The following is a 17097-nucleotide window of genomic DNA, read 5'->3' on the forward strand; positions in this document are numbered from 1 at the left end:
CGGAAAACAACTCTGTTGACTGACACTGCGCCATCGCTGGCAAGCCAGCTCCCACAGGGTTTCGCATTGGGATTGTCGGAGTTTATTTCACCTGCGACCGATCAAACCATTCCAGCGCCGTGCGCCAGATGCAGATCCCCAGAAAGTAAGCCGACATCAGCAACCACAAACCCATCACCAATGGGTTGATCACCGGATGGTTGAGCACCAGCGACATACTGCACAGCAGCCAGATCGCCGTCACGGCAATGTTGATCGGCATGAACCGACGCACACGGAAGGGATGCAGGAATTTCATCCGTGTCACGGTCAGCAGCGCCAGGCCGATGACGGTCAGAAAGGTGATCCATGGCCCAGGGCCGATGATGTAGAGGCACAGTGCGACCACGTTCCACGCAGCAGGGAAGCCGACGAAGTAGTTGTCCTTGCTCTTCATGTTGACGTTGCAGAAACAGAACAGTGACGACACCAGAATCAGCGACACCGTCAGTAACAGCGTGTAATCCGGCAGCGGAATGTAGCGATAGATGAACAGTGCCGGGATAAACACGTAAGTCAGGTAATCGATCACCAGATCAAGGACCGAGCCGTCGAAACTCGGCAGCACCGACTGCACATTGACCTTGCGCGCCAGTGCGCCGTCAAGGCCATCGACGATCAGCGCCACCCCCAGCCACATCAGGCAGTGGGTGGGTTGGTTTTCCAGCAGGGCGAGGGTGGCCAGAAATGCAGTGACCACGCCGGTCGCGGTAAAACCATGGGCGCCCCAGGCTTTGAGCCTGGCTATGTGGACGGTGGATATCACGGGGGCGTTCTCCAGAAATTAATGCCAGCCGGGTATTACCCTTGGACAGCAAGGGCGCCGGCAAACCGGTTCGGGTTGCAGCTATCGACCGGTCGGGCCGGGATAAGGTTCACCCACCCTGAATCTTAGCTGGCCATCGAAAAAACAGGCGAGCGAAATACATTAGCAGTTTCGGCTTCGGCCAAACGGTGCTGGCGCAACGCCCGCAGCGGTCTATCGTTGCCAGACGCAATAAATTTCAATGCTTGAGGATGACGTCATGAACACCAGCGATTTGCTTGAACAACTGCTGCGGGGCCAGGGCTCGGCGGGTCAGCAAAGTGGTGCGGCGGCCGGTGGCGGTTTGGGCGACCTCGGTGGATTGCTGGGGGGCTTGCTCGGTGGCGCGGATTCTACAGGCACACGTGGTGGCGCTGCGGCTGGCGGGCTTGGCGGGTTGGGTGGCTTGCTCGGCGGGCTGCTCGGCGGCGGTGGCGGTGGGTTGGGCGGCGCACTGGGTGGCGGTACGCAAAGTCGTTCCGGCGGCACTAATTATGCGGCGCTGGCATCACTGGGGATGATGGCCTATCAGGCGTATCAAGCCTGGCAACGCAACCAGGCCAGCACGGCGGCGCAGCAAACGCCGCAGACGGCCAATCTGCTCGCCGGCCCGGAAATCGAAGAGCACAGCCACGCGGTGTTGCGCGCCTTGATCGCAGCGGCCAAGGCGGACGGGCGCATCGACGAAACGGAAAAACATCTTATAAGCAGCGAAATCGGCAAACACACCGATGACCCGCAACTACAGCAATGGCTGGACGCCGAAGTCGCCAAACCACTCAATGCCGCCGAAGTCGCACAAGCCGCAAACGACGACCCGGCTGTGGCCGCCGAAATGTACCTGGCCAGCATCATGCTGGTGGACGACCAGCAAGATGCTGAACGCACTTATCTGGACGAGTTGGCGGCAGCGCTGGGGATTGATCCTGAGTTGCAGGTGCATTTGGAGCAACAGGCCAACGGTACGGCCTGAAATCAGAGGTTAAACACCGTCCGTCAGGGCTTTTTTGAGGTCGATTGAATTTTTGGCACGCGCAGCCCCTCTGCTGCTGTAGAGGCGCGAAACAGCGCCGTACCAATCGACCGAGAATATTGCCATGACTGTCCTGACACGTTTGCAATCTGTGCCGGCCCAAGAACAAGCGATCACTCCCGCCGGCAACCTGCGTGGCATTTACGAAACGCTATTGCGCGAGGAGTACTCGCAAGGCCTCGCGCAAACGTTCTTGAACGAACAACTGCAACGCGCCGCCGCGTTGCGCGAGGAACTCCCGCACGATCCATCGACCTGGCACGACTGGGTCGCCGAGCACTGCGCCGATGTTGCCCGCCAATACGCCGATTACCTGCAACAACGCAAGGCAGGTGGGCCGCGGCAATTTTTTACCAGCAAGGCTCATGCGCTGTACTTTCTGCAAGCGGTTGCACCTACCAAACTGGTCGATGGTGCGTGGCTGTATGGCTTGTTGCAGCATTGGCGCGATCCACGCTTTGGCGGCTTGCTGTGCACCTATCTGGAAGAACTGGGGGAGGGTAATCCGGCGCAAAACCATGTGGTGATCTACCGCAAACTGCTGGCCGAGCACGACCTCGATCATGCCAGCCCCCTGGAAGACGGCCGCTATCTGCAAGGCGCGCTGCAACTCGCGCTCGGTGCCTGCGGCGATGATTTCCTGCCTGAGGTGATCGGCTACAACCTCGGCTATGAACAACTGCCACTGCATTTGCTGATCAGCAGTTACGAACTCAGCGAGTTGGGCATTGATCCGTACTACTTCACCCTCCACGTGACCATCGACAACGCCAGCACCGGCCATGCGCAAAAAGCCGTGCAGGCCGTTCTGGATCTGTTGCCGCTTGAGGCTGATCGCGCCGACTTTATGCGTCGGGTTTCGCTGGGTTATCGGCTCAATGATCTTGGGCAGGGCAGCCGCGCAATCATCGAAGGGTTCGACCTTGAGCGCGAATTGCTGGCGATGCTGGAGCGCAAGTGCCCATTCGCTCAGCACATGCACTCGGACTATTGCCGCTTTGAAGGGAAAACCGTCAACCAATGGCTGGCCGAGCCCGAGCATCTGCCCGGCTTCCTGCAAGCCTTGCAGAACAAAGGCTGGATCAAACGCCACGAAGACCCGCAGGCCAGCCGCTTCTGGCAGTTGATCGACGGCGATGGCGCGGCCATGTTCGGTGTGTTCAGCGCCTATGAAAAACAACTGGTGCGTGACTGGATTGCCGGCGACTGGAAACCCGCGAACAAACCCACCCCGTTACGTCGGCACGCCCCCGCCAACACACCGATCGAGGTGCCTGAACAGGACCCCGATGTGCAGCAGCTCAACGACACGCTGCAAGGGCAGGATGGTCACGCCCAAATGGCGACGCTCATCCCATGGCTCGCGCCGGCCCGGCATGCGCACCCGGCCGGTCTGCTCGCGACCCGCCGCTTCATCGAACTCAAATCCCGTTTGCCTTAAGGAAATCGTCAATGACTCAGGAAGATCAACTGTCCACCCATGACCTCGCGCTGCTGCAATTGGGCCGGCGCTTGCAAGCTGACGGCTACCGTTTCACCACCCCGACGCCGCTGACCCATCAGCGGGTCAACCAGCGCGATGAAGGTCAGTTCGCCGACTCTCTGCGCGATGTCTTTGGCTGGTCACGGCCCTTTGAACCGGGCTTGTTGTCCGCCGATGAACAGCAGCAACTGCTGGAAGCTCAAGTCATCGACATGTACGAAGGGCACCTGAAGAGTCGGGTGCGCTGGTCGAGTCTGGACGATATGTTGTTTGTGCATTCGGCGTTTCCCACGGATGCCGCCGACTCGGTATTTTTCGGCCCGGACACCTACCGTTTCGCGCAGTTGATTCACGCACATTTGCAGCAGAACTTTGCGCCGATCCACCGCGCAGTCGACATCGGCTGTGGCGCCGGCGTCGGCGCGATCCTGATCGCCCGTGCCCGCCGCGAAGCGCAAGTGCTGGCGCTGGATATCAACCCCGCCGCACTGCGTCTGACTACGGTCAATGCGGCGCTGGCGGAAGTGGCCAACGTCGAAGCGTGTAACAGCGACATTCTACAAGGCGTCGACGGCGATTTCGATTTGATCGTTGCCAACCCGCCGTACATGGCCGATCCGGCCGCACGCGCCTATCGGCATGGCGGCGGCACACTGGGCGCCGGGCTGTCGCTGCGCATCGTCGAGCAGGCACTCAACCGGCTGACACCGGGCGGTTCCCTGGTGCTGTACACCGGCGTGGCGATGGTCGATGGTCGCGACCCGTTTCTCGATACCGTGCTGCCACGACTCGATGAGTCGCGCTTTGGCTGGACGTACCGCGAGCTCGACCCGGATGTGTTCGGTGAAGAGCTGATGAACCCCGGTTATCAGCGAGTCGACCGGATTGCCGTGGTCGCCCTGACCGTGACCCGTATTGGCTGAAACAAGGCAGGTGCGCCATGAGCAGGAACCTCGATGACTACAACAGCATGCGCGATTTCTCGGCAACCTCTGAACCGGCGGCAGTAAAGCGTTCGGGCAAGAAAACGGCCGGCGATCACGCCTTGCAGTTCTGCATCCAGAAGCACGACGCCTCGCACCTGCATTACGATTTTCGCCTCGAACTCGATGGCGCGCTGAAGAGCTGGGCGGTACCGAAGGGGCCGTCGCTCGACCCCAGGGTCAAACGCCTGGCAGTGCATGTCGAAGACCATCCGCTGGATTATGCGACGTTCGAGGGCAGTATTCCTGAAGGGCATTACGGCGCCGGGGATGTGATTGTCTGGGATCGCGGCGTATGGATTCCGCTGGAAGATCCGCAAAAGGCCTACGCCAAGGGCAAGCTCAAATTTGAACTGCAAGGCGAGAAATTGGCCGGCGTCTGGAATCTGGTGCGCACGCACATGCCGGGCAAAAAGGAAAACTGGTTTCTGATCAAACATCAGGACGGCGCCGCCCGCCCGCAGGACGACTACGACGTGCTGGTGGCCGAGCCGGACAGTGTGCTCAGCGAGCGAACGTTGGTCGACAAACCGAAGCTTGCGGCCAAGCAGGTCAAACCGCTGGAGAAGGCAGCCCCCAAAACCCGCAAAAAGGCTTCGGGAACGTTGACCGGCGCACACAAAGCGAAGATCCCCGCGCAGCTCAAACCGGAGTTGGCGACCTTGGTCGACAGCGCACCGGCAGGCGAGTGGAGTTACGAGATCAAGTTCGACGGCTACCGGATCATGGCGCGGATCGATCATGATCAGGTGCAGTTGTTCACGAGCAATGGTCACGACTGGACGCACAAGTTACCGAAACAGGCCGAAGCCCTTGCCGCGCTGGGACTGGAATCGGCCTGGCTCGACGGTGAAATGGTGGTTGCCAACGAGCAGGGGGTGCCGGATTTTCAGGCGCTGCAAAATGCCTTCGATTCCGGCAGCAGCACCGACATTCTGTATTACCTGTTCGACTTGCCCTATCTCAACGGCGTCGACCTGCGTGAGGTCGCGGTGGAGGAGCGCCGCGCGGCACTGTCCACGGTTCTCGGCGCCCATGAGCAGCCCTTGTTGCGGTTCTCTGAAGCCTTTGATGAGACCCCGGATGCGCTGCTCAACAGCGCGTGTCAGATGCAAATGGAAGGCCTGATCGGCAAACGCCTCGGCTCGCCCTACGTGTCGCGGCGCAGTGGCGACTGGATCAAGCTCAAGTGCAAACATCGCCAGGAATTCGTCATCGTCGGCTACACCGACCCAAAAGGTGCGCGCAGTGCGTTTGGCGCATTGTTGCTGGGGCTGCATGACCGCGACAGTGGTGAGTTGCGCTATGCCGGCAAGGTCGGCACCGGTTTCAATGAAACGACGCTGAAAAGCATCCTCGCCCAACTCAAACCGTTGCAGGTCAAGACCGCTGCAGTGGTCAATCCACCCAGCGGTTTCGAGGCCAAAGGCGTGCACTGGCTCAAGCCGAAGTTGCTGGCAGAAGTCGCGTTTGCGCAAATGACCAAGGATGGCTCGGTGCGCCACGCAGTGTTTCATGGTTTGCGCGATGACAAACCGGCGAAGGACATCACCGAGGAGCGAGCCAAGCCCGTGAAGAAGCCAGAGAGCAAAACCACTGCGAAGAAACCTGCGAAAAAAGCCGTTGCGAGTAAACCTGCGCCGGCCGAAACCGCGCCCTCACAGCTCGGTCTGGCCAATGGAAAAGTGCGCATTACCCACCCCGATCGAGTGATCGACGCCGTCAGCGGCACCACCAAAATGCAGTTGGCCGAGTATTACGCCAGCGTCGCCGAATGGATTCTGCCGCAACTCAAGGATCGCCCGGTTGCCTTGGTACGCGCGCCGGATGGCATCGCCGGCGAACTGTTCTTCCAGAAAAACGCCGAGCATTTGGCAATACCCGGTATTACCACGCTGGACAAGGAGGTTACCGGTCAACCGGTGATGCTGATCAACAATGCCGAAGCGTTGATTGGCGCGGTGCAGATGAGCACTGTCGAACTGCACACCTGGAACGCCACCACGGTTGACCTGGAAAAGCCCGACCGCTTCGTTCTCGACCTTGACCCGGACCCGGCGCTGCCGTGGAAAAGCATGGTCGAAGCCACTGCGTTGACCCTCACGGTGCTGGATGAGCTGGGGCTCAAGGCGTTCCTCAAGACCAGCGGCGGCAAGGGCATTCACCTGGTGGTGCCGCTAACGCGCAAACTGGGGTGGGACGAGGTCAAGGATTTCAGCCACGCGATTGTCAGTCATATGGCCAAGCTGTTGCCGGATCGTTTTTCCGCGGTGTCCGGGCCGAAAAATCGCGTCGGGAAGATCTTCATTGATTACCTGCGAAATGGCCTCGGGGCCACGACCATATGCACTTATGCGGCGCGTACTCGCGAAGGCCTGCCGGTGTCGGTGCCGCTGTTTCGGGAGGAAGTAGCCGAGATCAAGGGCGGTAATCAGTGGAACATCCACAACGTCCATGAGCGGCTGGCCGAGGTCGGCGATGAGCCTTGGGCGGACATGAAGAAAACCCGCCAGAGCATCACTGCCGAGATGCGCAAACGGGTGGGCATGAAGAAGTGATCAGGTACCGCTCAGCAAGTCGTAGGCGTTGAGCAGTTCGAAGGCGATCTGCGGGTTATTGCTGAGCCCCCGGCGAATGGCTGCCGGTATCGACTTGCGCGTCTTGCGGCACAGCCCCGGAATTTTCTCGATCTGAATATCGATGCCCAGCATGGTGCGGACTTCGTGAAAGCCTGGCGATATGTCGACACGAATCCCCAACTGCTCATACATGCGATTTTGCAGATGCCGGAGATCGGCGAGGTCTTTGAGCGTTTCCAGTCGCGCGAGCAGGACTTTCTCTTGCTCGCGGGTCAACAGCAGGATGCGCAAATCCGCATCTGACATTTCCACCAACAGGTCGCGCCCGCAATCGCAGGCGCCAGGTGGGCAGGGTGAGCGCATTGGCGCAGGAGTCGTCATGGCCTCCATCATAGAGGCCGTCGGACAATTTTGCCTATGCGCCTTCAGCTGCCGTCCATCGGCGGCTTCGTCCGTGACAGCTACTGATTCAACCCTTCGTAATGCACCAGAATCGCGTTGGCCAGGTCTTCATCGCTGGCATTGATGCCGGGATTGTCCTGACGAACCTGTTGCAGCACCGATTCAAGATAAACCCCACGAATGGCCCCGCCACTGGCGACAAATGCAGACAGGTCGTCACGAGCCGGAATCACCATTTTGTGATCCTTGAAGGTCGAATACAGCGACGCGGAGACACCTGCAGAGGTCGCGACATCTTTGGCATCAACTCTGGCCAGAGCAGTACCCACGGGCAGGCATAAGAGTAAAGAAGAAACGAGCACTAACTTGCGCATGACGGTATTCCTCCACAAGCGCGAAGCAAAAGGGAAGTACTACATAGGTGAGAGGGGCGCGAGGGGCGGGAGTTCCCTAAGGGGGCGCGGGTGACGCGGTCGCGAGTCACCCGGCCTGATGAAGGGTGGTCAGATGACGCCGCACGCCATGCGATCGCCGCCACCACCCAGAGGTTTGGGCATGTCGGCATGGTTATCGCCGCCGGCGTGAACCATCAGCGCGTGGCCTTTGATCTCGGAGATTTTCTTCAGGCGCGGCGCCAGCACCGGATAATTGGCGATACCGTCAGCGGTCACGTAAACCGCCGGCAGGTCGCCCAGATGACCGTCTGCATAGGGCCCGAGGTGTTTGCCGGTTTTCTGTGGATCGAAGTGGCCACCAGCAGCCAGTGCAGCACCTTTGACGCCGTCCTTCATGCCGGCCTCGCAGCTACCGTTTTCATGCACATGAAAGCCATGAACGCCGGCCGGCAAGGATTTCAGATCCGGTGTGAACAGCAGGCCATAAGGCGTCTCGCTGATCGTCACCGCACCGATTGCCTGGGGTGCACCGTCAGCGCTAACCAGATTGATGGTGACTTTTTCAGTTGCCGCCTGAGCGGTACCGATGGCCAAGGTGCCGAGTAAACCCAACCAGATTGCGCGTTTCATAAGCGTTTCCTTTTGCTACACGATTTTCAGAAGACCGAATCAATGACCTTTGCGCATTAACGGGCGATGAACGCTGGATTCGGCTACGTTGCAAAATGAGACTCGTCGCACATTCCGAAAGTTTTGTCGGGGTTGCGTCTGCACGCTGACAACTGCTGACACGTTCTGGCGTAGCAGAACGGCGCAAACAGGCTTAACTGAAGGACTAACGGGCTTTTTCAGCGTACCCAGAGAGGATTTCACCGTGTCGATCAAACTGCGTTTAGTGTTGCTGATTGTTACCAGTCTACTGACGGCATTGATCGTCAGCCTGGTCAGCTACGTCGGCAACCTGCGGATGGCTACGGCCGTCAGCGACAACGCGGTCAGCATGAGCGCGCTGCGCAACCACATGGAAGCCGACATGATGCACGACGCCCTGCGTGCCGATGTCTACTCGGCGATGCTGGTGGGCCTGGGCAAAAGCACCAGCACGGCGGCCGAGGTACGCGCTTCGATTGATGAACACGCGGGGCATTTCCGCGAAGTGCTTGACGAGAACATCAAGCTGCCGATCAACCCGGCATTGCGCACGGCGCTGGAGCAGATCAAGCCCAGCCTCGACACGTATATTGACGCCGGTGAGCGCATTGTCGGGCTGGCGCTGGACAATCCAGAGGCGGCGCAACAGCAACTCGGCAGTTTCAACAACGTGTTCGGTCAGCTCGAAGAGCAAATGGCTGCGCTGAGTGAATTGATTGAAACCAATACGGCGCAAACCAGCCAAGGCACTGAAGCGGCGATTCGCAATGCCAATATCGCACTCGGCGTTGTGTTGGTCGCCAGTTTGCTATTGCTGCTGGCGCAAGGCCGCTCGGTGATCCTGAGCATCATGGGGCCGTTGAAGGCCGCTAGCCGTATCGCCGAAAGCATTGCTCACGGCAACCTCAGCGAGCCGATCGTCGAGCCTTCAGGCAAGGACGAGGCCAGCGTCTTGATTCGCACGTTGGCAACCATGCAGCGCGACCTGCGGAACATGATCGATGTGGTGCGGCGCAATGCCCAAGGCGTCAGCGGCATGAGCCAACAACTGAGTCACGGCTGTCATCAGGTTGCCGACAGCAGCCAGCAGCAAAGCGCCGCTGCCGGGACCATGGCCGCAGCCGCCAGCCAGATGACCGCGAGTATCGAGGACATTACCCGCCACGCCGAACGCGCTTTGGGCATGGCCAATCAGGCGCAGTCCCTGGCGAAGAATGGTGGCCAGGTGATCCACCAGGTGGTGAGCGACATGGATGATATCGCTCGTTCGGCGCAACAGTCGGCGCAGGTGATTCGTACGCTGGATCAGGAGTCCGAAGGTATTTTCAACATCATTCAGGTGATCAAGGGCATTGCCGACCAGACCAACCTGCTGGCGCTCAATGCCGCCATCGAAGCGGCCCGGGCGGGCGAGCAGGGCAGGGGCTTTGCGGTGGTGGCTGACGAAGTGCGCAGTCTGGCCGCGCGAACCAGTGCATCAACCCAGGAAATCGCCGCCATGGTTGCGCGCATCCAGCACAGCACGCGCGAGGCCGTCAGCAGCATGGAGGCGGGCGTGGCGCAGGTCGACAAGGGCATGGCGGTGACAGCTGACGTCGAGCGGGCGATTCGCGAAATCCTTGAGGCGACGTTGAGCACCACGCAACTGGTCAACGACATCACCCGCACGATCGCAGAGCAGAGCCTGGCCAGTAACGAAATCGCCCATCAGGTGGAAATGATTGCGGGGATGTCCGAGGGCAATAGTCGAGTGATTGGTCAAACGGCGAATACCACGGATGAGTTGTCGAGCCTCGCGGGGCAGTTGGCGCAGTCGGTGGATCGGTTTCGGTTGTGAGAGGGTTGACCGTGGATTTGCGGAGTCTGGTCGGCCGTCATCGCGGTCAGGCTCACTCCCACAGTTCTGATCCGCGCCAGACACCCTGTCCGCATCCAGCACCAATCCCTGTGGGAGCTGGCTTGCCAGCGATAGCGGTGGACCAGTCGACATTGATGCTGATTGTGCCGGCAGGGTCATGTTCGGCGCCCGGCTGCCGATAAGTCCCTGAGCGGAAAAAGACTCTCAGGTCGGGAACAGACGCGCGGGTTTGCCATGACGTGATATTCTGCGCGCCAACTTGGTTTGACCTCATTCAGTTTGCTTGCCTTACGGGCGGGCTGACGGAATCCCTGTCGCTCAAGTAGCTGAGCCAATAATGATAAGAAGTCAGTTCAGAAGGGACATTAACTGAGGTCGATGCGGCATGTCGGCCTTGTGTGCCCACCCGTCAAAATTGAAGTGTGCCGCAATCCCAGACGCCAGCCTGAGCGTCATCAAAGCGGATCGCATGCAGATAACAGAGGCGGGCGGAAGGCGTTTTATCATAGGTGCAACAGATGTTTAAGAAAGTGAACACGGCCTTGCTAGGGCTGGCTTTGTCGATGGGGCTGACTTCCGTTCATGCGGCAGAGGCCAAGAAAGTCGACGTACTGCTGATCGGCGGCGGCATCATGAGCACCACCCTGGGTGTGTGGATCAATGAGCTGGAACCGACCTGGTCGATGGAAATGGTCGAGCGCCTTGATGGCGTCGCCCTGGAAAGCTCCAACGGCTGGAACAACGCCGGTACCGGTCACTCGGCCCTGGCCGAGTTGAACTACACCCCGGAAGACGACAAAGGCAACGTCACGATCCCGAAAGCCGTCGAGATCAACGAAGCGTTCCAGGTTTCCCGTCAGTTCTGGGCCTGGCAGGTTCAGCAAGGCGTTCTGAAGAACCCTCGCTCATTCATCAACACCACTCCGCACATGAGCTTTGTGTGGGGCGATGACAACATCAAGTTCCTGAAAAAGCGTTACGAAGCCCTGCAAGCGAGCCCGCTGTTCGCCGGCATGCAGTACTCCGAAGACCCGGCTGTGATCAAGAAGTGGGTCCCGCTGATGATGGAAGGGCGTGACCCGAACCAGAAAATCGCGGCCACCTGGAGCCCGCTGGGTACCGACATGAACTTCGGCGAAATCACCCGCCAGTTCGCCGGTTACCTGCAGACCAAGCCAAATTTCGACTTGAAACTGTCCAGCGAAGTGCAGGACATCACCAAGAACGAAGACGGCACCTGGCGCGTCAGCTACAAAAACCTGAAAGACGGCACCAAAACCGAAACCGACGCCAAGTTCGTGTTCATCGGCGCGGGCGGCGGTGCACTGCACCTGCTGCAGAAGTCGGGCATTCCAGAAGCCAAGGAATATGCTGGCTTCCCGGTTGGCGGCTCGTTCCTGGTGACCGAAAACGCGACCATCGCCGAGCAGCACCTGGCCAAGGCCTACGGTAAAGCCTCGGTTGGCGCACCGCCGATGTCCGTTCCGCACCTGGACACCCGTGTCCTGGACGGCAAGCGCGTCATTCTGTTTGGCCCATTCGCGACCTTCAGCACCAAGTTCCTGAAAGAAGGCTCGTACCTGGACCTGCTGACCAGCACCACCACCCACAACATCTGGCCTATGACCAAGGTCGGCATCAAGGAATACCCGCTGGTCGAGTACCTTGCCGGTCAACTGATGCTGTCGGATGAAGACCGTCTGGACGCGCTGAAGGAATACTTCCCGAACGCCAAAGCCGAAGACTGGCGCCTGTGGCAGGCCGGCCAACGCGTGCAAATCATCAAGCGTGATGAAGCGGCTGGCGGCGTGCTGAAACTGGGCACTGAAATCGTTGCTTCGCAAGACGGCTCCATCGCCGGCCTGCTGGGCGCATCGCCAGGCGCGTCGACCGCTGCACCGATCATGCTGAGCGTGCTGCAGAAAGTCTTCAAAGACAAAGTCGCGACCCCAGAGTGGCAATCCAAGCTGCACCAGATCGTTCCAAGCTACGGCACTCAGCTGAACAGCGATCCAGCCAAAGTGGCTGCAGAGTGGGCTTACACCGCAAAAATCCTCGAGCTGCCGACGCCTCCAGTGATCGGTCAGGTTGCTGCTCCCGCGGCGCCTGCAGCTGAAAAAGCTGAAGCACCGAAGGAAAACGCTGCACGTGACATGGCTCTGTAACTAGACCCCTGACACACAAAGCCCACTGAACCGGCGACGGTCAGTGGGCTTTTTTGTGCCTGCAGGGAATTGTGGTTGGTATCAGGCTTTGGCGGCAGCCAAGTAGGAACCGAGGCGTCGGCCCATTTCTTCGCCCAGCGCTTGCAGGCCGCTGAGTGGTCGCACCATCACCTCAAACTCGACGATCTTGCCGCGCTCATCGAAGCGAATCATGTCGATACCTTTGAGTTCCTTCGCGCCCACCTTGGCACTGAACTCCAGAATCACATTCAAACCGTCAGCCGTCGCCAGTTCGCGGTGATATTCAAAATCCTCGAATACCTCAAACACCGTGTTCAGAATCATCGCCACGACCTGCGCGCCAGGGTAAGGCGTGTGCGCCATCGGCGAGCGGAATACGGCGTTGGCATCAAGCAGCGCGGGCAGGGCGCTCAGGTCGCCGGTACGGATCATCTCGTGCCAGCGGTTCAGGGATTCGGCGGCACCGGGTTGCAGGTTCAGATCAGTCATTTGCACCTCTGGATTTTTGTTGTTCTTCGACTCTAGATCAAAGGGCCGGCAGGGCAAGTTTAATGTCGCTGCCTGATATCGCTCTATGACATTCCCTGTAGGAGCTCTCGAGCGAAGCGAGGCAGCGATCTTTTGACCCTGTTTTCAAGATCAAAAGATCGCAGCGTGCCGCAGCTCCTACAGATCAGATCTCATCTGATATGCTTTTTTCGTTTCAATCTGCCTCTGTATTCGGTTCAGATGCAGGATCAAACTGCCCCCGCAGTTCGGTCACTCGCGACAGTCCTTCATCCCGAAGCGTCCAGTGCACCGCAAGCTCAGCATTAAGGAGAGCAACATGAACAAGATGGCGTATTTTCTGGGTGGGTTTTTGATTCTTACCGTTCTGATTGGCATGCTCGCGACGATTTCTCCTGTCTGAGGTGATGTGCTTCATATGACGGCCACAGGTGTGCCGCGCGAATCGTGTTTAAATGCCGCGCCTCACACCTGTAAATGGATTTACCCCCATGGCCGAACCGCGTATCCGCGCCCTCGCACTCTGCGTTTTTCAGCACAACGGCAGAATTCTGGTTAACGAGTTTCGTGACCCGGTCAGTCAGCAAACCTGCTTTCGGCCCATCGGCGGCGGGATCGATTTCGGCGAGACCAGCGCCGAAGCGATCGTGCGCGAAGTGCAGGAAGAGTTGGGGCAGTCGATAACGGACCTGCGCCTGCTCGGCACGCTTGAAAGCCTGTTCATCTATAACGGCAAACCGGGGCACGAGATCGTTCAGGTCTACGACGCGTCGTTTGCCGACCCAAGCGTGTACACGCATGCGCAGATTAAAGGCCACGAAAGTGACGGCGCGCCCTTTACCGTGCGCTGGCATGACAGCTCAAGCTTCAGCGAGCAGGCGCCATTGGTGCCGAAGGGGTTGGGCGATTTGCTGAAAAACGCCGGTTTGCTGGATTGACCTAAGCCCTCAGCGCTGGCGACGTTCGGTGCCTTCAGGGTTGCCAGTGTCGAGCAATCTTCTTTCCACCAATACGTTCTCCAGCGCCTGACGCTCGACGGGCTTCATTTGGTGTTCGCGCTTTTTCAGCTCCAGCAGGATGGGACTGGACCAGGTGCGATAGGTCTGTTCGATGTTGCGGCGGGACATCATCAGTCTCTCCTTGATTAAGAGCCCGGTGTGGCTGGCAGGGGCTCTGTCCGATGAGGTAATAACCCTAGACGACAAACCCGTATCGTGCGAATGCGTACACCGTGTAGGAGCTGCCGGAGGCTGCGATCTTTTGATCTTGATGTTAAAAAACAAGATCAAAAGATCGCAGCCTCCGGCAGCTCCTACAGGGTATTTCGATCAGTCGTCAACCTTCATCATCGCCTGCACCCCCTCCCATGCCTCGGCGCGCATGCGTTCAATATCCAGCCCCGGAATCACGCCGTTATCGACGACGATCCGCCCGCCCACCAGGCTGTATTTCACCGTGATCGGTTCACCCGCCACCACCGGTGCGACGGCGCTGTCGTGGAAGCCGTAGAAGCGTGGGTGGTCGAGGCCGTAGACCACCAGATCCGCCGCTTGGCCGACCTCCAGCGTACCGACGGCGCCAAGGCCCAGTACCTGCGCGCCGCCCGCCGTACCCCAGTGGATGACATCTTCTACAGTCGTCGCCGAGGCGCCTTGTTCGGCGCGGTGGATCAGCCATGCGGTGTTGGCTTCGCCGACCATGCTCCCGGATTCGTTCGAGGCGACGCCGTCGACGCCGAGGGAGATCGGCACGCCCGCCTCGTACATCTGCGGCACCGGGGCGACGCCACTGCCCAGTCGTGCATTGCTCACCGGGCAGTGGGAAATGCCGGTGCCGGTTTGCGCGAGCATGCGGATTTCGCCGGGTTGCAGGTGCACGGCGTGGGCGAACCAGACGTCAGGGCCGAGCCATTCGTGTTCGGCGACGAACTCCGCGGGCAGGCAGTTGTATTTCTCCCGGCAGAAGTTCACGTAATTCTGCGTCTCCGACAGGTGCGTGTGCAGGCGCAGACCGAGGCCGCGCGCGGTGTGGGCCAGTTCGCGCAGCAGGGTGGGCGGCAGCGAGAAGGTCGGCGTGGTGGGCGCAACCACGACGCGGCGCAAGGCGTCTGGCGTGTCCTGGTGATACAGCGACTTCAACCGCTCGATGTCGCCGACCATCTGGTCGAGGCTTTCCGGTTGCAGCGCGGTTTTCGAGAAGCCCGGATGAGCACTCGCCGACTCCAGTGCGCCACCCCGACACAGGACGAAACGCAAGCCGAATTCATCAGCCAGGTCGAACAGCAAGTCGCCGGTCTCGGTGCTGCCGTGGGCGTGGTAGAGGTAATGATGATCGGCGCACGTGGTGACGCCGGACAGCAGTAATTCGACCATCCCCAGGCGCGCAGCGATCCGCGCCAGTTGCGGGGTGAAACGGTTCAAACGCGGGTAGGGCACGCTGGCGAGCCAGCCTTGCAGGTCCTGATTCAAACCTTCGGGCACGGCTTTGAGCAAGTTCTGAAATAGATGATGGTGGGTGTTGATCCAGCCCGGATAAACCACGCAGTTGCGCGCATCGATTACCCGTTCGCCGGGTTGCGCCGCCAGATCGGTAGCCATTTCGGCGATACGACCATTGACCACGCGGATGTCCACGGCGCCCGCTCGGGCACGCGTGCCGCGCAGGCCGGTCATGACCGCGACCGGGTTCTTGATCAGGATGTTCTGAAGTTGAGTCATGGGCAGGCTCCAGTCAAAGGATGTGCGAGGCGGATTTGGCGGCGGTGGTTTGCGGCACGCTGACGCCATTCAGCGCGGCGTTGAGCAGCACCGACACCAGGCAGGCGATGACCACGCTGCTGTGCAGGAACGGCTGCGACCACTCGGGTAATTGTTTGAACAGGGTTGGCGCGAGCACCGGCACCAGCGCCGCGGCGAGGGTGAAACCAACGATCAGCACGTTGTAGCGATTGCGCTCGTAGTCGACCTTGGCCAGGGTCTGAATCCCCGCCGCCGCGACCACGCCGAACATGGCGATACCGGCACCGCCGAGTGCGGCAGTCGGCATCGACGCGATGATCGCCCCGGCCTTGGGCACCAAGGCAATCGAGCACATCAGCAAACCGCTGACCGCGACCACCCAACGGCTGCGCACGCCGGTCAGGATCACCAGACCGACGTTTTCCATGAAGGCAATAAACGGGAACGCGGCGAACATCCCGGCGATGGTGCTGGCCAGACCGTTGGCGCGCAGGCCGTTGATGACCTGTTTGTCTTCGACCGGTTTTTCGACGATGTCGCCGATGGCCACGAACAGCCCCATTGACTCGACCATCTGCACGATCATCACCACCACCATGGTGGCTATGGGGATCAGGCTGAACGTGGGCAGACCGAAGTAGAACGGATAGGGCACGGTCAGCCACGGCGCTTCTTCGACGCTATGAAAACTGCCCATGCCCAAACCGTAGGCCAGACCGGCGCCCACCAGCATGCCCACCAGCACCGCCATGTTGCGCATCAGCGGGCTGCCATAGCGGTTGACCAGCAGAATCGTCAGCAATACCACCACCGCCACGCCGAGGAAGGCCGGCGCGCCAAAGTTGCTCGCATTGCGCCCGCCGCCGACCCATTCATAGGCGATCGGGAACAGCTGCAAACCGATCACCGTGACGATGCAGCCGGTTACCACCGGCGGGAAAAATCGCCGCAATCGACCTACGAAGGGCGCGATCAGCATGGTGAAAATCCCGGCACCGATCACCGCCCCGCAGACGCCGGCAAAGCCCACATCGGGGTTACTGCCGATGGCGATCACCGGGCCAACGCTGCTGAACGCGACGCCTTGCAGGATCGGCAAGCGCACGCCGAATTTCCAGAAACCGACGGTTTGCAGCAGGGTCGCGATACCGGAACAGAACAGCGTGGTGCTGATCAGCGCCACTGTTTCGGCGTGGGACATTTTCAGGGCACTGGCGACAATCAACGGCACGGCGATGGCGCCGATGTACGAGACGGCCATGTGTTGCAGGCCGAGTGTGAGCATCTGTCGCACCGGCAGAATCTGGTCGACGGGATGGACGGTGGAAGCGCTTTGCGATGGGGATGTGGCTGACGACATGGGGAAACACCTCTGGCTGTTTTTATGCGGTAGAGAGGGGTATTCGTCTGATGCCTTTGGATCCGGGAACACTGAAAT

Annotated in this window: 16 protein-coding genes and 1 pseudogene; 8 read left to right on the plus strand and 9 right to left on the minus strand. The window is 59.8% G+C overall.

The features are described from left to right. Nucleotides 1-82 precede the first annotated feature (82 nt). Complete coding sequence (gene pcsA / locus AB4P92_RS27140) at nucleotides 83-805, minus strand: phosphatidylcholine synthase (protein ID WP_395598450.1); 723 nt, start codon at nucleotides 803-805, stop codon at nucleotides 83-85. A gap of 259 nt (nucleotides 806-1064) precedes the next feature. Between pcsA and AB4P92_RS27145 the strand changes: the two genes are divergently transcribed. The 4 genes from AB4P92_RS27145 (at nucleotide 1065) to ligD (ending at nucleotide 6901) form a co-directional block, all read left to right on the plus strand. Then, the gene (locus AB4P92_RS27145; RefSeq protein WP_395598451.1) at nucleotides 1065-1817 is read left to right on the plus strand and encodes a tellurite resistance TerB family protein; all 753 of its coding nucleotides are present in this window, start codon (nucleotides 1065-1067) and stop codon (nucleotides 1815-1817) included. Between the two features lie 124 nt (nucleotides 1818-1941). Beyond that, nucleotides 1942-3318, plus strand: coding sequence for an iron-containing redox enzyme family protein (locus tag AB4P92_RS27150; protein WP_395598452.1), 1377 nt, complete (start codon nucleotides 1942-1944; stop codon nucleotides 3316-3318). A gap of 11 nt (nucleotides 3319-3329) precedes the next feature. After that, nucleotides 3330-4283, plus strand: a complete 954-nt coding sequence (locus AB4P92_RS27155) for a methyltransferase (protein ID WP_395598453.1) — start codon at nucleotides 3330-3332, stop codon at nucleotides 4281-4283. A gap of 17 nt (nucleotides 4284-4300) precedes the next feature. Then, nucleotides 4301-6901 carry a DNA ligase D gene (ligD, locus tag AB4P92_RS27160; protein WP_395598454.1) on the plus strand — a complete coding sequence of 867 codons (2601 nt, stop codon included), beginning with the start codon at nucleotides 4301-4303 and terminating at the stop codon, nucleotides 6899-6901. On the opposite strand, the gene AB4P92_RS27165 is transcribed toward ligD, so the two are convergent. From AB4P92_RS27165 to sodC, 3 genes are all read right to left on the minus strand, one after another. Further along, on the minus strand, nucleotides 6902-7303 hold the full coding sequence (locus tag AB4P92_RS27165; RefSeq protein WP_261737041.1) for a hypothetical protein: 402 nt from the start codon (nucleotides 7301-7303) through the stop codon (nucleotides 6902-6904). 80 nt (nucleotides 7304-7383) lie between these two features. Then, nucleotides 7384-7698, minus strand: coding sequence for a DUF2388 domain-containing protein (locus tag AB4P92_RS27170; protein WP_042559656.1), 315 nt, complete (start codon nucleotides 7696-7698; stop codon nucleotides 7384-7386). A 129-nt stretch (nucleotides 7699-7827) separates the two neighbouring features. Next, entirely contained in the window at nucleotides 7828-8349 is a 522-nt protein-coding gene (gene sodC / locus AB4P92_RS27175) for a superoxide dismutase family protein (RefSeq protein WP_042559655.1), read from the minus strand. A 244-nt stretch (nucleotides 8350-8593) separates the two neighbouring features. Here sodC and AB4P92_RS27180 point away from each other — a divergent pair. The 3 genes and pseudogenes from AB4P92_RS27180 to mqo form a co-directional block, all read left to right on the plus strand. Beyond that, nucleotides 8594-9349 (plus strand): annotated as a pseudogene (locus tag AB4P92_RS27180) (MCP four helix bundle domain-containing protein); the annotation flags it as partial. A gap of 132 nt (nucleotides 9350-9481) precedes the next feature. Further along, nucleotides 9482-10207, plus strand: coding sequence for a methyl-accepting chemotaxis protein (locus AB4P92_RS27185; RefSeq protein WP_395599708.1), 726 nt, complete (start codon nucleotides 9482-9484; stop codon nucleotides 10205-10207). Between the two features lie 539 nt (nucleotides 10208-10746). Continuing rightward, nucleotides 10747-12393: a malate dehydrogenase (quinone) gene (gene mqo / locus AB4P92_RS27190; protein WP_042559653.1), complete on the plus strand. Its 1647-nt coding sequence runs from the start codon at nucleotides 10747-10749 to the stop codon at nucleotides 12391-12393. A gap of 81 nt (nucleotides 12394-12474) precedes the next feature. Here the strand turns inward: mqo and AB4P92_RS27195 are convergent, their stop codons facing one another. Beyond that, a complete protein-coding gene (locus AB4P92_RS27195; RefSeq protein ID WP_042559652.1) occupies nucleotides 12475-12903 on the minus strand; it encodes a nuclear transport factor 2 family protein in 429 nt (142 codons plus the stop codon). 214 nt (nucleotides 12904-13117) lie between these two features. Continuing rightward, nucleotides 13118-13339: a hypothetical protein gene (locus AB4P92_RS27200; protein ID WP_395598455.1), complete on the minus strand. Its 222-nt coding sequence runs from the start codon at nucleotides 13337-13339 to the stop codon at nucleotides 13118-13120. A gap of 73 nt (nucleotides 13340-13412) precedes the next feature. On the opposite strand from AB4P92_RS27200, the gene AB4P92_RS27205 reads away from it, so the two are divergent. Further along, nucleotides 13413-13859 carry an NUDIX hydrolase gene (locus AB4P92_RS27205; protein ID WP_042559651.1) on the plus strand — a complete coding sequence of 149 codons (447 nt, stop codon included), beginning with the start codon at nucleotides 13413-13415 and terminating at the stop codon, nucleotides 13857-13859. A 9-nt stretch (nucleotides 13860-13868) separates the two neighbouring features. Here the strand turns inward: AB4P92_RS27205 and AB4P92_RS27210 are convergent, their stop codons facing one another. From AB4P92_RS27210 to AB4P92_RS27220, 3 genes are all read right to left on the minus strand, one after another. Beyond that, on the minus strand, nucleotides 13869-14051 hold the full coding sequence (locus AB4P92_RS27210; RefSeq protein WP_042559650.1) for a hypothetical protein: 183 nt from the start codon (nucleotides 14049-14051) through the stop codon (nucleotides 13869-13871). Nucleotides 14052-14249: 198 nt separating this feature from the next. Continuing rightward, entirely contained in the window at nucleotides 14250-15638 is a 1389-nt protein-coding gene (locus AB4P92_RS27215; protein ID WP_395598456.1) for an amidohydrolase family protein, read from the minus strand. 13 nt (nucleotides 15639-15651) lie between these two features. Then, entirely contained in the window at nucleotides 15652-17019 is a 1368-nt protein-coding gene (locus AB4P92_RS27220) for a nucleobase:cation symporter-2 family protein (RefSeq protein ID WP_042559647.1), read from the minus strand. Nucleotides 17020-17097 lie beyond the last annotated feature (78 nt).

Source organism: Pseudomonas sp. A0308 (assembly GCF_044218815.1).
In the GTDB taxonomy this organism is placed as follows: Bacteria; Pseudomonadota; Gammaproteobacteria; order Pseudomonadales; family Pseudomonadaceae; genus Aquipseudomonas; species Aquipseudomonas iridis.

Excerpts from the sequence above, each read along its gene's own strand:
- AB4P92_RS27145 (WP_395598451.1), top strand. The coding sequence starts at position 1,065 with ATGAACACCAGCGATTTGCTTGAACAACTGCTGCGGGGCCAGGGCTCG.
- AB4P92_RS27150 (WP_395598452.1), top strand. The coding sequence starts at position 1,942 with ATGACTGTCCTGACACGTTTGCAATCTGTGCCGGCCCAAGAACAAGCG.
- AB4P92_RS27155 (WP_395598453.1), top strand. The coding sequence starts at position 3,330 with ATGACTCAGGAAGATCAACTGTCCACCCATGACCTCGCGCTGCTGCAA.
- ligD (WP_395598454.1), top strand. The coding sequence starts at position 4,301 with ATGAGCAGGAACCTCGATGACTACAACAGCATGCGCGATTTCTCGGCA.
- AB4P92_RS27165 (WP_261737041.1), bottom strand. The coding sequence starts at position 7,303 with ATGACGACTCCTGCGCCAATGCGCTCACCCTGCCCACCTGGCGCCTGC.
- AB4P92_RS27170 (WP_042559656.1), bottom strand. The coding sequence starts at position 7,698 with ATGCGCAAGTTAGTGCTCGTTTCTTCTTTACTCTTATGCCTGCCCGTG.
- sodC (WP_042559655.1), bottom strand. The coding sequence starts at position 8,349 with ATGAAACGCGCAATCTGGTTGGGTTTACTCGGCACCTTGGCCATCGGT.
- AB4P92_RS27185 (WP_395599708.1), top strand. The coding sequence starts at position 9,482 with ATGGCCGCAGCCGCCAGCCAGATGACCGCGAGTATCGAGGACATTACC.
- mqo (WP_042559653.1), top strand. The coding sequence starts at position 10,747 with ATGTTTAAGAAAGTGAACACGGCCTTGCTAGGGCTGGCTTTGTCGATG.
- AB4P92_RS27195 (WP_042559652.1), bottom strand. The coding sequence starts at position 12,903 with ATGACTGATCTGAACCTGCAACCCGGTGCCGCCGAATCCCTGAACCGC.
- AB4P92_RS27200 (WP_395598455.1), bottom strand. The coding sequence starts at position 13,339 with ATGAAGCACATCACCTCAGACAGGAGAAATCGTCGCGAGCATGCCAAT.
- AB4P92_RS27205 (WP_042559651.1), top strand. The coding sequence starts at position 13,413 with ATGGCCGAACCGCGTATCCGCGCCCTCGCACTCTGCGTTTTTCAGCAC.
- AB4P92_RS27210 (WP_042559650.1), bottom strand. The coding sequence starts at position 14,051 with ATGATGTCCCGCCGCAACATCGAACAGACCTATCGCACCTGGTCCAGT.
- AB4P92_RS27215 (WP_395598456.1), bottom strand. The coding sequence starts at position 15,638 with ATGACTCAACTTCAGAACATCCTGATCAAGAACCCGGTCGCGGTCATG.
- AB4P92_RS27220 (WP_042559647.1), bottom strand. The coding sequence starts at position 17,019 with ATGTCGTCAGCCACATCCCCATCGCAAAGCGCTTCCACCGTCCATCCC.